The 13,298-nt window shown below is 60.8% G+C and carries 11 protein-coding genes; 7 read left to right on the top strand and 4 right to left on the bottom strand.

Annotated features, from left to right (window positions below; translation table 11 throughout):
• Positions 1-7: 7 nt before the first annotated feature.
• Both ACMGF9_RS15970 and ptrR read right to left on the bottom strand, forming a co-directional pair.
• Entirely contained in the window at positions 8-1,132 is a 1,125-nt protein-coding gene (locus tag ACMGF9_RS15970) for an S-(hydroxymethyl)glutathione dehydrogenase/class III alcohol dehydrogenase (RefSeq protein ID WP_015377215.1), read from the bottom strand.
• A gap of 29 nt (positions 1,133-1,161) precedes the next feature.
• Positions 1,162-2,082, bottom strand: coding sequence for a putrescine utilization regulator PtrR (gene ptrR, locus ACMGF9_RS15965; protein WP_004938975.1), 921 nt, complete (start codon positions 2,080-2,082; stop codon positions 1,162-1,164).
• Between the two features lie 105 nt (positions 2,083-2,187).
• Here ptrR and ACMGF9_RS15960 point away from each other — a divergent pair, with 105 nt between their 5' ends.
• From ACMGF9_RS15960 to mglC, 7 genes are all read left to right on the top strand, one after another.
• Complete coding sequence (locus ACMGF9_RS15960; protein WP_004938972.1) at positions 2,188-3,345, top strand: YbfB/YjiJ family MFS transporter; 1,158 nt, start codon at positions 2,188-2,190, stop codon at positions 3,343-3,345.
• A 245-nt stretch (positions 3,346-3,590) separates the two neighbouring features.
• Positions 3,591-4,256, top strand: coding sequence for a GTP cyclohydrolase I FolE (folE, locus tag ACMGF9_RS15955; protein WP_004938969.1), 666 nt, complete (start codon positions 3,591-3,593; stop codon positions 4,254-4,256).
• A gap of 79 nt (positions 4,257-4,335) precedes the next feature.
• Complete coding sequence (gene yeiB / locus ACMGF9_RS15950; protein ID WP_118892276.1) at positions 4,336-5,508, top strand: DUF418 domain-containing protein YeiB; 1,173 nt, start codon at positions 4,336-4,338, stop codon at positions 5,506-5,508.
• Between the two features lie 127 nt (positions 5,509-5,635).
• Positions 5,636-6,673, top strand: coding sequence for an HTH-type transcriptional regulator GalS (gene galS, locus ACMGF9_RS15945; protein ID WP_004938964.1), 1,038 nt, complete (start codon positions 5,636-5,638; stop codon positions 6,671-6,673).
• Positions 6,674-6,937: 264 nt separating this feature from the next.
• Positions 6,938-7,930 carry a galactose/glucose ABC transporter substrate-binding protein MglB gene (mglB, locus tag ACMGF9_RS15940; RefSeq protein ID WP_004938962.1) on the top strand — a complete coding sequence of 331 codons (993 nt, stop codon included), beginning with the start codon at positions 6,938-6,940 and terminating at the stop codon, positions 7,928-7,930.
• Positions 7,931-8,029: 99 nt separating this feature from the next.
• Positions 8,030-9,538: a galactose/methyl galactoside ABC transporter ATP-binding protein MglA gene (mglA, locus tag ACMGF9_RS15935; protein ID WP_004938959.1), complete on the top strand. Its 1,509-nt coding sequence runs from the start codon at positions 8,030-8,032 to the stop codon at positions 9,536-9,538.
• Positions 9,539-9,549: 11 nt separating this feature from the next.
• Complete coding sequence (mglC, locus tag ACMGF9_RS15930; RefSeq protein ID WP_004938953.1) at positions 9,550-10,560, top strand: galactose/methyl galactoside ABC transporter permease MglC; 1,011 nt, start codon at positions 9,550-9,552, stop codon at positions 10,558-10,560.
• 66 nt (positions 10,561-10,626) lie between these two features.
• On the opposite strand, the gene sanA is transcribed toward mglC, so the two are convergent.
• Positions 10,627-11,370 (bottom strand): outer membrane permeability protein SanA, encoded by a 744-nt coding sequence (sanA, locus tag ACMGF9_RS15925; RefSeq protein ID WP_004938948.1) that lies wholly within the window; start codon positions 11,368-11,370, stop codon positions 10,627-10,629.
• A gap of 169 nt (positions 11,371-11,539) precedes the next feature.
• Positions 11,540-13,237 (bottom strand): NAD-dependent malic enzyme, encoded by a 1,698-nt coding sequence (locus ACMGF9_RS15920; RefSeq protein WP_004938945.1) that lies wholly within the window; start codon positions 13,235-13,237, stop codon positions 11,540-11,542.
• Between the last annotated feature and the right edge of the window lie 61 nt (positions 13,238-13,298).

Genomic DNA, 13,298 nt, shown 5'->3' with positions numbered 1-13,298 from the left:
TCCTGGCTTATTGGTCGAAGTGGATGACGGAACGGATCGATTTGCCTTCGTGCATCAAATCGAACGCTTCGTTGATCTGCTCCAGCCCCATGGTGTGGGTGATAAAGTCGTTCAGCGCGAATTCGCCGTCCAGATAACGCTCGACGATGCCAGGCAGCTGCGAACGGCCCTTGACGCCGCCGAATGCCGAGCCGCGCCAGACGCGGCCGGTGACCAGCTGGAATGGCCGGGTCGAGATCTCTTCGCCGGCGCCCGCGACGCCGATGATCACCGATTCCCCCCAGCCCTTGTGGCAGCATTCCAGCGCGGAACGCATCACGTTGACGTTGCCGATGCACTCGAAGGAGAAGTCGACACCGCCGTCGGTCAGCTCGACGATCACCTCCTGAATCGGTTTGTCATAGTCTTTCGGGTTGATCAGATCGGTAGCGCCCAGCTTGCGCGCCAGATCGAACTTGCTGGTGTTGATGTCGATGCCGATGATGCGGCCCGCGCCGGCCATCTGCGCGCCGATGATCGCCGACAGGCCGATGCCGCCCAGGCCGAAGATCGCCACGGTGTCGCCCGGTTGCACTTTGGCGGTGTTGATCACCGCGCCCATGCCGGTAGTGACGCCGCAGCCCAGCAGGCACACTTCCTCCAACGGCGCTTCCTTGTTGATTTTCGCCAGTGAAATTTCCGGCACCACGGTGTATTCGGAGAAGGTGGAGGTGCCCATGTAGTGGAAGATCGGTTTGCCGTCCTTGAAGAAGCGGGTGGTGCCGTCCGGCATCAGGCCTTTGCCCTGAGTGGCGCGGATCGCCTGGCACAGGTTGGTCTTGCCGGATTTACAGAATTTGCACTCGCCGCACTCCGGGGTGTAGAGCGGGATCACGTGGTCGCCGACCGCCACGCTGGTGACGCCTTCACCGACCGCTTCCACCACGCCGCCGCCCTCATGGCCGAGGATCGCCGGGAACACGCCTTCCGGATCTTTGCCGGACAGGGTGTAGGCGTCGGTATGGCAGACGCCGGTAGCGACGATCCGCACCAGCACTTCGCCTTTTTGCGGTGGCATCAGATCGACTTCTTCGATCTTCAGCGGCTGGTTCGGGCCCCAGGCAACGGCGGCGCGGGTTTTGATCATCTCCATCATAGTCTCCTCAGTGGTTTTCTTTTAAATCAGGCGATATCGCTAACGTCTGATAAATCGTTGGGGGTGCTTTCATCAACAGCGGCGGTTTCCGTCTGTTCAATAATCAATTCTTTCAGCGCGCGCACGTTCGGCCCGAACGCGTCGCGGCGCCACAGCAGCCAGGTGGCGGTGTCGGCCACGTCCGGCGGCAGGGTATGAACCCGAACCCGCTCATGGCCCGGCAGCAGGCTGAGCACCGAATGCGGGATCATCGCCAGCCCGGCGCCGCTGGCGACGCAGGCCAGCATGGCGTGATAGGACTGGATCTCCATGATCTGCCCCGGCCGCGCGCCTTCGCGCTTGAACCAGGCCTCCAGCCGCAGGCGGTAAGAGCAGCTGGCGCGAAAGGCGAACAGCGTCTCGCCGTTGGCGTCTTTGGCGCTGTGGATCGGCGCGTGATCGAGACAGGAGATCACCACCATATGTTCAGGATAGGCGATACAGCCGTTCAACTCGTCATAAGGCACCGGGCCGTCGACCAGCGCCGCCGCCAGCGTGCCGGCGCGCACCCGATCGGCGATTTCGCCGGAGGTGCCGGTGGTCAGCGACAGTGAAACCTGCGAGAAGCGCTGGTGATAAGCCGCCAACAGCGAGGGCAGGCGGGTCGCGGCGGTGCTCTCCATCGAGCCGAGGGCGAAGTTGCCCGCCGGTTCGCCGGCGTGGGTGATGCTCATCGCCTCGTCGCTCAGCGCCAGGATGCGGTTGGCGTAGCACAGAAAGTTATGGCCCATCGGCGACAGGCGCAGGCGCTGTTTTTCGCGGATAAACAGATCGGCGCCCAGCTCCTGCTCGAGCTGGCGCAGCCGGGTGGTCAGATTCGACGGCACGCGGTGCAGCTGCTCGGCGGCGCGGGCGACCGAGCCGGTTTCCGCTACGCAGCAGAACATGCGAAGCTGGGTCAGATCCATAATGTTCTCGTTTCGTGATGAACTTGATTAGTATTATTCAGTTTTTGTGAGTTTAATACTGCGGCATGATACTGGCAACTTTCTTTTAACCTTTTGGATGCCGATATGGCTTTACGTATTGCCTTGAGCGGGTTTGCCGCGCTGATCGTGGCGATGGGCATTGGCCGCTTCGCTTTCACCCCTCAGGTGCCGCTGATGATCGCGGAACATCAGTTCAGCCTGACCGGTGCTGGGCTGGTGGCGGCGATCAACTATTTGGGCTACCTGTGCGGCGCCTACGACGCGATGCGCGCCACGCGCCACGTCGAGCGGCGCCTGTGGCTGGGCGTATGGGGCGCGATGGCGCTGACGCTACTGTCGGCGCTGGCGCAGGATGAATGGACGCACGGCGCGCTGCGCTTCGTCATCGGCTGGGCCAGCGGCTGGGCGATGGTGCTGGTGGCGGCCTGGACCAACGAGCGGTTGGCACACTACGGCCGGCCGGCGCTGAGCGCAGCGGTGTTCGCCGGGCCGGGCGCCGGCATCTTCCTCAGCGGCATGCTGGCGGTGGGCATCAACGCGCTGGGGCTGACGGCGGCGCAGGCCTGGTTGGTGTATGGCGGGCTGGCGCTGGTGCTGGTCGGGGGGATTAGCGCCTTTCTGCCGCGCAGCGGCGAGCTGCATCGCCCGGACGTGGCCCCGGAGCCGCTGCTGCTGACGCCGGCGCTCAAACGCCTGGTGTGGAGCTACAGCCTGGCCGGCTTTGGCTACATCCTGCCGGCGACCTTCTTGTCGCAGATGGCGGCGGCGCGCTTTCCCGCCAGCCTGTTCGCGCAGTTCGTCTGGCCGGTGTTCGGCGGCGCGGCGGTGCTGGGGATTGTCATCGGCATTCTGACCCGCCATCGGCTGACCACCCAGACCCGGCTGGCGATCACGCTGTGGATACAGGCGCTCGGCGTACTGAGCGCCGAAGTGGTGCCGGGCGTGGCCGGCCTGGCGCTCGGGGCGTTGCTGACCGGCGGCGGTTTCCTTTGCGTGGTGCAGCTTGCTCTTCAGCACGGGCGTGAGCTGGCGCCGCGTCATGCGCGTTACATGGCCGGATTGCTGACCACCGGTTATGCGATTGGCCAACTGGTCGGGCCGATGCTGTCGGCGCTGTCGACCGCCTTGACCCATCGGCTGGAGCCGGCGCTGTATGTGGCGGTGGCGGCGCTGTTGGCGGCCGGAGGGCTGGTGGTGAATACCCCGGCGCGGCGGTTGGCGCAAAAAACGGCGACTCGGTGATTAAAATCCATACAAAACGCATGGAAACCCGCAGCCGGCCTGATTGTGCTAAATGCGAATATTTCACCTGCGGATGAAGCACTATCGCTGGATAATCGCCGCGCTCTCATCTACAGTGGGGGGCAAAATCTTGACCGGGTTCACGTTATCCACCACGAAAACTCTGCCGTCACGAGAGCAAGCAATTCGCCGGCCGCACGCCCTATCAGGCCGCCGGCGGGTTCCGTCCGCAGGAGAACAAATACATGACATCATTAAGTAAAGAAGCCGCGCTGGTGCATGCGGCACTGGAAGAGCGTGGTCTGGAGACACCGCTGCGCGGGGAAGTGCTGGATCGCGAAACGCGCAAGCGTCGCATCAAAGAGCACATGACCGAAATCATGCAGCTGCTGAATCTCGATCTGTCCGATGACAGCCTGGCGGAAACGCCGCATCGCATCGCCAAAATGTATGTCGACGAGATCTTCTCCGGGCTGGACTACGCCAACTTCCCGAAAATCACCGTCATCGAGAACAAGATGAAGGTGGATGAGATGGTGACGGTGCGCGATATCACGCTGACCAGCACCTGTGAACACCACTTCGTGACCATCGACGGCAAGGCTACCGTGGCCTATATCCCGAAAGACTCGGTGATCGGCCTGTCGAAGATCAACCGCATCGTGCAGTTCTTCTCCCAGCGTCCGCAGGTGCAAGAGCGCCTGACCCAGCAGATCCTGGTGGCGCTGCAGACCCTGCTCGGCACCAATAACGTGGCGGTATCGATCGATGCGGTCCATTATTGTGTCAAGGCGCGCGGTATCCGCGACGCGACCAGCGCCACCACCACTACCTCGCTGGGGGGGCTGTTCAAGTCCAGCCAGAATACCCGCCAGGAGTTCCTGCGTGCGGTGCGTCACCACCAGGGGTGATGGCGTTGCGGGGCGACCCGCAAGACGACAACAGGCGCCTGCGGGCGCCTTTTTCATGAGCGGAAGACAGCGATAAAAAATGAACAGTCATCCTCTGCCGCGCATTGCCACGCTGGACTGCGTGCGCGGCATCGCCATCCTCGGCATTTTATTGCTGAACATCAGCGCCTTCGGCTTGCCGAAGGCAGCCTACCTCAATCCGGCCTATCTGGGGATGCCGTCATCGCGCGATGCCTGGACCTGGGCGCTGCTGGATATCTTCGCCCAGGCCAAGTTCCTGGCGATGTTCGCGCTGCTGTTCGGTGCCGGGCTGCAAATGCTGCTGCGGCGCGGCAAAAGCTGGATCCGCGCGCGGCTGTCGTGGCTGGTGTTGTTCGGCCTCGCGCACGCCATCTTCCTGTGGGACGGTGACATTCTGCTGGCCTACGGGCTGATCGGCCTGGTGTGCTGGCGCATGATCCGCGAGGCCAAAGACACCTTCCAACTGCTGAAAACCGGCGTCGTGCTGTACCTGATCGGCGTGGCGGTGCTGCTGCTGCTCGGTTTTGTCTCGCACGGTGAGCCGGGCAGCTTCTGGCAGCCGGGCGTGGCGGAGTTGCAGTACGAGAAGTTTTGGAAGCTGCAGGGCGGTTTCGAAGCCTGGCGCAGCCGCGCCGATCTGCTCTCGTCCAGCCTGCTGGCCATCGGCGCGCAGTATGGCTGGGAGCTGGCGGGGCTGATGCTGTTCGGCGCCGGGCTGATGCGCAGCGGCTGGCTGCGCGGCAGCTATTCCTCCGGCTATTACCTGCGGCAGGCGGCGTGGCTGTTGCCGCTGTCCGTGCTGATCCAACTGCCGGCGGTGGCGCTGCAATGGCAGGTGCACTGGGACTATCGCTGGAGCGGTTTCCTGCTGCAGGTGCCGCGCGAGCTGGGCGCGCCGCTGCAGGCGATGGGCTATCTGGCGCTGTGTTACGGTTTCTGGCCCGCGCTGTCGCGCCTGCGCATCGCCCGCTGGCTGAGCCAGGTGGGGCGTATGGCGTTAAGCAACTACCTGCTGCAAACGCTGATCTGCACCACGCTGTTTTATCGCTTTGGCCTCTATGAGCAGTTTGACCGGCTGCAGCTGTTGGCGTTTGTGCCGCTGGTCTGGTTGGTCAACCTGGTCTTTTCCGCACTGTGGCTGCGTTACTTCGAACAGGGGCCGATGGAATGGCTGTGGCGCAAATTGACGCAGATGGCCGCCGGCGAAGCGGAATCCAAAGCGCTGAAGTGAGCGCCCGTCGGCAGGTTAAAAAAATGTATGTAAACGTTTTCTTTCCTGTGACGTAATTCACGCAGAGCAGCGGGCCAATCGGGGTAGGATAGCGCCACCGGCCACTACCCCGATTTCAGGATCCCGCATGCCTCCAGTTCATCCGATCACTATTCGCGACGTGGCGAAACGCGCCGGGGTCTCCGTAGCGACCGTCTCCCGCGTGCTGAACCACAGCGCGCTGACCAGCAAAGAGACGCGCGAGCAGGTGCTGCAGGCGGTGGCGGATCTGGGCTATCGCCCCAATGCCAACGCGCAGGCGTTGGCGACCCAAAGCAGCGATACGTTGGGCGTGGTGGTGATGGACGTGTCCGATCCGTTCTTCGGCGCGCTGGTGAAAGCGGTAGACACGGTGGCGCAGAAACACCACAAGTATCTGCTGATCGGCAACAGCTATCATCAGGCGGACAAAGAGCGCCACGCGATCGAAGTGCTGATCCGCCAGCGCTGTAACGCCCTGATTGTTCACGCCAAAGCCCTGAGCGACGCCGAGCTGATCGGTTTTCTGGAGCAGGTGCCGGGCATGGTGCTGATCAACCGGATTATCCCCGGCTATGAGCCGCGCTGCGTCGGGCTGGATAACGTCTGCGGCGCAGAAATGGCGATGCGTCTTTTGCTGTCGCAGGGCCACCGGCGCATCGGCTATCTGGGCTCCAATCACCCGATCGAAGACGGGCCGCTGCGCCAGCAGGGCTATGCGCAGGCGATGGCCGCCGCCGGGCTGGCCACGCCCGACAACTGGCGTGCCTACGGTTCGCCGGATCTGCAGGGCGGCGAGGCGGCGATGGTCGAGCTGCTGGGGCGCAACTTACAGCTGAGCGCGGTGTTCGCCTACAACGACGCCATGGCCGCCGGCGCCATGGCGGTGCTGAAAGAAAACGGTATCACGGTGCCGCAGCATTTCTCGCTGATCGGCTTCGACGACATTCCCATCGCGCGCTACACCAGCCCCAAACTCACCACGGTGCGTTACCCGATCGTTTCGATGGCCACGTTGGCGACCGAGCTGGCATTGCAGGGCGCAGCAGGCCTGGCGGAGCCGCAGGCCGCTCATCTGTTCATGCCGACGCTGGTGCGGCGCCATTCTGTCGCCCCCTGGCAAAGTGAGGCGACGGTCACTCTCTGACGATTTAATCTTGTGTAACCGTTTTCAATCTGTGAGAAAATTCACAGAATATTAACATCGCGCCGTCTATGCTCTAGGCGTTTTCCGGCGCAAAGGCCCTTGCCGCTGCAACCTTTATCTCGCGCTGACACAGCATTTCTCGGAAATAACAAGATCCACGGACGACAGGTGTTGAGTGGAAATCGCCAGGCCTGGGGTGTACGCACTGCCGGTGACCATTGGCTCAAAGACGAGTAATACCCTACACAGAACCGGAGACTGACAATGAATAAGAAGGTTTTCACCCTGGCCGCCATGGCCGCAGCCATGATGTTTGGCGCCGCAGCCCATGCTGATACCCGTATTGGCGTCACAATTTATAAATACGACGACAACTTCATGTCGGTGGTGCGTAAGGCGATCGAGAAAGACGCCAAGGCTTCACCGGACGTTACCCTGTTGATGAATGACTCGCAGAACGACCAGTCCAAGCAGAACGATCAGATCGACGTGCTGCTGGCCAAGGGCGTGAAAGCGCTGGCGATCAACCTGGTCGACCCGGCCGCTGCGCCGGTGGTTATCGATAAGGCGCGCGCAAACGATATCCCGGTGGTGTTCTACAACAAAGAACCTTCCCGCAAGGCGCTGGACAGCTATGACAAGGCATATTACGTCGGCACCGACTCCAAAGAATCCGGCGTGATCCAGGGCGAACTGATCGCCAAACACTGGCAAGCCAACCCGGCCTGGGATCTGAATAAAGACGGCCAGATCCAGTTCGTGCTGCTGAAGGGCGAGCCGGGCCACCCGGATGCCGAAGCGCGCACCACTTACGTGGTGAAAACGCTGAACGAAAAAGGCATCAAGACCCAGCAGCTGCAGATGGATACCGCGATGTGGGATACCGCGCAGGCGAAAGACAAGATGGATGCCTGGCTCTCCGGCCCGAACGCCAACAAGATCGAAGTGGTGATCGCCAACAACGACGCCATGGCGATGGGCGCGGTGGAAGCGCTGAAAGCGCACAACAAGACCAGTATTCCGGTGTTCGGCGTCGATGCGTTGCCTGAAGCGCTGGCGCTGGTGAAATCCGGCGCGATGGCGGGCACGGTGCTGAACGACGCCGACAACCAGGCGAAGGCCACCTTCGAGCTGGCGAAAAACCTGGCGGCGGGCAAGCCGGCCACCGAAGGCACCCAATATAAAATCGAAAATAAAGTCGTGCGTATTCCTTACGTCGGCGTAGATAAAGACAACCTGTCTCAGTTTGTTAAATAAGAATTGAGATCCCGCTAAGACCCCGCCTGCGGCGCCAACACCAGGGATACCGCCGGCGGGGATGTTTACGACTGCAAGATCGTTAAGCCAGGTGTATTTATGGCCGATAGCTCACGCGAATTTTTGCTGGAAATGACGGATATCTGTAAGTCATTTCCCGGCGTCAAAGCCTTGGACAATGTCAATTTACGCGTCCGTCCGCACTCGATTCACGCCCTGATGGGGGAGAACGGCGCGGGGAAATCGACGTTGTTGAAATGCCTGTTCGGCATTTACAAAAAAGACAGCGGCAGCATTGTATTTCAGGGCCGGGAAATCGATTTCAAGAGCTCGAAGGAAGCGCTGGAACACGGCGTTTCGATGGTGCATCAGGAGCTGAACCTGGTGCTGCAACGCACCGTGATGGACAACATGTGGCTGGGGCGCTACCCGACCAAAGGCCTGTTCGTCGATCAGGACAAGATGTTCAAAGACACTCAGGCGATCTTCGACGAGCTGGATATTGACATCAACCCGCGCGAAAAGGTGGGCAACCTGTCGGTGTCGCAGATGCAGATGATCGAGATTGCCAAGGCGTTTTCCTATGACGCCAAGATCGTCATCATGGATGAACCGACCTCTTCGCTGACGGAGAAAGAGGTCAATCACCTGTTCACCATCATCCGCAAGCTGAAAGAGCGCGGCTGCGGCATCGTCTATATCTCGCACAAGATGGAAGAGATCTTCCAGCTGTGCGACGAGATAACGGTGCTGCGCGACGGCCAGTGGATCGCCACCCAGCCGCTGGAAGGGCTGGATATGGACAAGATCATCGCCATGATGGTCGGCCGCTCGCTGAGCCAGCGTTTCCCCGACAGGCAGAATACGCCGGGTGAGGTGATCCTCGAGGTGAAGAACCTGACATCGCTGCGCCAGCCTTCGATCCGCGATGTGTCCTTCGATCTGCATCAGGGCGAGATCCTCGGCATCGCCGGGCTGGTGGGCGCCAAACGCACCGATATCGTCGAGACGCTGTTCGGCATTCGCGAGAAGGTGGCGGGCACCATCAAGCTGCACGGCAAGGCGATCGACAACCACAGCGCCAACGAAGCGATCAACCACGGCTTTGCGCTGGTGACCGAAGAGCGGCGATCCACCGGGATTTACGCCTACCTCGACGTGGGTTTCAACTCGTTGATCTCCAATATCCGCAATTATAAAAACAAGCTCGGCCTGCTGGATAACGCGCGGATGAAGAGCGACACCCAGTGGGTGATCGACGCCATGCGGGTGAAAACGCCGGGGCATCACACCCATATCGGCTCGCTGTCCGGCGGCAATCAGCAGAAGGTGATCATCGGCCGCTGGCTGCTGACGCAGCCGGAGATCCTGATGCTGGATGAACCGACGCGCGGCATTGACGTGGGCGCCAAGTTCGAGATCTATCAGCTGATGACCGAGCTGGCGAAAAAGGGCAAGGGGATCATTATCGTCTCGTCCGAAATGCCGGAGCTGTTGGGGATCACCGACCGTATTTTGGTGATGAGCAATGGTCAGGTTGCGGGCATCGTTAATACCAAGCAGACCTCGCAGAATGAAATCTTACGTCTCGCCTCCCTGCACCTTTAAGGATTCGAATTATGAACGCGCTAAATAAAAAAACCTTATTTACCTATTTCAAGGAAGGCGGCATTTACGTGGTGTTGCTGGTGCTGTTGGCCATCATCATCATTCAGGACCCGACTTTCCTCAGCCTGATGAACCTGAGCAATATCCTGACGCAGTCTTCGGTGCGCATCATCATCGCGCTGGGCGTGGCGGGGCTGATCGTTACCCAGGGCACCGACCTGTCCGCCGGGCGGCAGGTGGGGCTGGCGGCGGTGGTGGCGGCCACGCTGCTGCAATCGATGGATAACGTCAACAAGGTGTTCCCTCACATGGAAACCTGGTCGATTCCCCTGGTCATCTTGCTGGTGTGTGCGGTCGGCGCGGTGATCGGCCTGGTTAACGGCCTGATTATCGCCTATCTCAACGTGACGCCGTTCATCACCACCTTGGGCACCATGATCATCGTCTACGGCATCAACTCGCTGTATTACGATTCGGTCGGCGCGTCGCCGGTCGCGGGCTTTGATCCGAAGTTTTCCACCTTTGCCCAAGGCTTCTTGCGCTTCGGCGACTTTAAGCTGTCCTACATCACCTTTTACGCGCTGATCGCCATCATATTCGTCTGGATCCTGTGGACCAAGACCCGCTTCGGCAAGAACATCTTCGCCATCGGCGGCAACCCGGAAGCGGCCAAGGTCTCCGGCGTTAACGTACCGCTGAACCTGATCATGATCTATGCGCTGTCCGGCGTGTTTTATGCCTTCGGCGGCCTGCTGGAAGCGGGGCGCATCGGCAGCGCCACCAATAACCTCGGCTTTATGTATGAGCTGGACGCCATCGCCGCCTGCGTGGTGGGGGGCGTCTCCTTCGCCGGCGGCGTGGGTACGGTGTGGGGCGTGGTGACCGGGGTGATCATCTTTACCGTCATCAACTACGGCCTGACCTATATCGGCATCAACCCGTACTGGCAGTACATCATCAAGGGCAGCATCATCATCTTCGCCGTGGCGCTGGATTCGTTGAAATACGCCAAGAAGAAGTAGAGCTACCGCAGCACAGACGACAAGGCCGGCAAAATATGCCGGCCTTTCTTTTTGGGGCATTACCCGTCAGGGCTGTTTGGCTTTCTGCTTCTCTTCTTTCAGCTTGTGCTCCAGCTCAACCAACTGTTCCGGCGAGACGGCGGGATAGCCCTGGGCGTCTTCCGGCACGGTGTGCATGGCGGAGATCGGGATCAGCGGGCCGAGGAAGCGCGGTTCACGCTTGAGGATATACAGATCGGTCAGTGCGCCCAGGCGGGCGAAGATCTCGCGGGCGCGCACCGTCATCATGTCCTTCGGCGACGGCACCGCGTAACACTGCGCCTGAATGCCCATGTGCAGGGCGATGAACAGCGCGCGCTCGCAGTGGAAGCGCTGGGTGATGATGATGAAATCGTTGGTGTCGAACACCTTGCGGGTGCGCACGATGGAATCCAGGGTGCGGAAGCCGGCGTAATCCAGCACGATATCGCTCGGCGCCACGCCGGCGGCGATCAGATCGCGGCGCATGGTCATCGGTTCGTTATAGCTTTGCTGGGCATTGTCGCCGCTCAGCAGCAGGTATTTCACCTTGCCGCTGTTATAGGCGTTGATCGCTCCCTGAATGCGGTAACGGTAGTACTGGTTGATCACGCCGGTGCGATAATACTTGGCGGTGCCGAGCACCACGCCGACCTGGCGATGCGGCAATTCCTGCAGTTCGTCGTAGACGTAAGGCGCGGTTTTCCAGCTGATCCAGCGATCGAGCGCAATAGCCGAGCCCATCAACACCGCAATGATGATGAACAGGCTGATTATCAGGCGTTTCCACATGTTGTTGCCTTACGCGCGCCGGGCTGAAAAAGATGGATCAAGGCTACTTTACCTGACCGACCGACGCAAGACGCGAACCGCCTGAAGCACGCGCGCCGCCGCATTTTTCGGCGGTTTTGCCGCACAAAAAAGCCCGGCGGAGCCGGGCTGGGTCATTTCAGCTCACCATTCAGAACGAGGTGCGCTTGTAACTGCGGTACTGCGGCCGCCAGAAGTTGTGCTCGATGGCTTTCGACAGCGCATCTTCGGAGGTGACGATCGCCACCCCCTGCAGCTGGGCGGCTTTACCCACTTCCATGGCGATGCACTTCGACACACCCTGAATATCGTCGATATTCGGCAGCAGCGCGCCGTGGCCGTCGGTAGCCAGCGGCGAACAGTCCGCCAGTGCGCGGCTGGCGGCCATCAGCATGGCGTCGGTGACGCGAGTGGCGCCGGAGGCCAGCACGCCCAGACCGATCCCCGGGAAGATGTAGGAGTTATTGCACTGGGCGATCGGGTACAGCTGCTCTTTGTAGCTTACCGGCGCGAACGGGCTGCCGGTCGCCACCAGGGCGGCGCCGTCGGTCCAGTTGATGATGTCTTCCGGACGGGCTTCCACGCGCGAGGTCGGGTTGGACAGCGGCATCACGATAGGGCGTTCGCAGTGCTTGTGCATCTCGCGGATCAGCTCTTCGGTAAACAGCCCCGGCTGACCGGACACGCCGATCAGAATGGTCGGCTTGGCGTTGCGCACCACGTCCAGCAGCGAGATGGCGTCGCTGGCGGTTTCCCAGCCGGCCAGGTTGTCGCTCTTCTGCACCAGCTTGCTCTGGAAGTCGAGCAGGTTCGGCAGTTTGTCGGTCAACAGGCCGAAGCGGTCAACCATGAATACGCGGGCGCGCGCTTCGTCTTCGCTCAACCCCTCGGACTTCATCTGCGCGATGATCTGCTCGGCGATGCCGCAGCCGGCGGAACCGGCGCCGAGGAAGGTGACGGTCTGATCGCGCAGCTGGCTGCCGGCGGCGCGGCTGGCGGCGATCAGGCTGCCGAGGGTGACCGCGGCGGTGCCCTGAATGTCGTCGTTAAAGCAGCAGATCTCGTCGCGGTAGCGGTTCAGCAACGGGGTGGCGTTATTCTGCGCGAAGTCTTCAAACTGCAGCAGCACGTTCGGCCAGCGGCGTTTGACCGCCTGAATAAACTCTTCGACAAAGGCGTGGTACTCCTCGCCGGAGATGCGCGGATGGCGCCAGCCCATGTACAGCGGATCGTTGAGGCGCTGCGGGTTGTTGGTGCCGACGTCCAGCACCACCGGCAGCGTGTAGGCCGGGCTGATGCCGCCGCAGGCGGTGTACAGCGACAGCTTGCCAATTGGAATCCCCATGCCGCCGATGCCCTGATCGCCCAGGCCGAGAATGCGCTCGCCGTCGGTGACCACGATCACCTTGACGTTCTGCTTGGTGGCGTTTTGCAGCATGTCATCGATGCGATCGCGGTTCGGGTAGGAGATGAACAGCCCGCGCGCGCGGCGGTAGATATCGGAGAAGTGTTCGCAGGCCTCGCCGACGGTCGGGGTGTAGATGATCGGCATCATCTCGCTCAGGTGCGAGTCCAGCAGGCGATAGAACAGGGTTTCGTTGGTGTCCTGGATGTTGCGCAGATAGATGTGCTTATCGTTATCGTTCTTGAAATCCTGATACTGACGGTAGGCGCGTTCCACCTGTTCTTCGATGGTCTCCACCGCTTCCGGCAGCAGACCGTGCAGGTTGAAGTGGCTACGTTCTTCCTCGGTGAAAGCGCTGCCTTTGTTCAGCAGCGGAAATTCCAGCAGAATCGGGCCGGCGTAAGGGATATAGAGCGGGCGTTTGCTTTCGTATTCTAGTTCCATCAGTTTTACTCTTCACGTATCAGATAACTTTATTGCCGACGATCCTAAGAGATAAAGAGAA

Origin of the sequence: Serratia sp. BNK-23 (genome assembly GCF_047456145.1) — a bacterium.
In the GTDB taxonomy this organism is placed as follows: Bacteria; Pseudomonadota; Gammaproteobacteria; order Enterobacterales; family Enterobacteriaceae; genus Serratia; species Serratia nematodiphila.
Note: the sequence above shows the minus strand (reverse complement) of the source record. Positions and strands in the feature narration are given on the sequence as shown.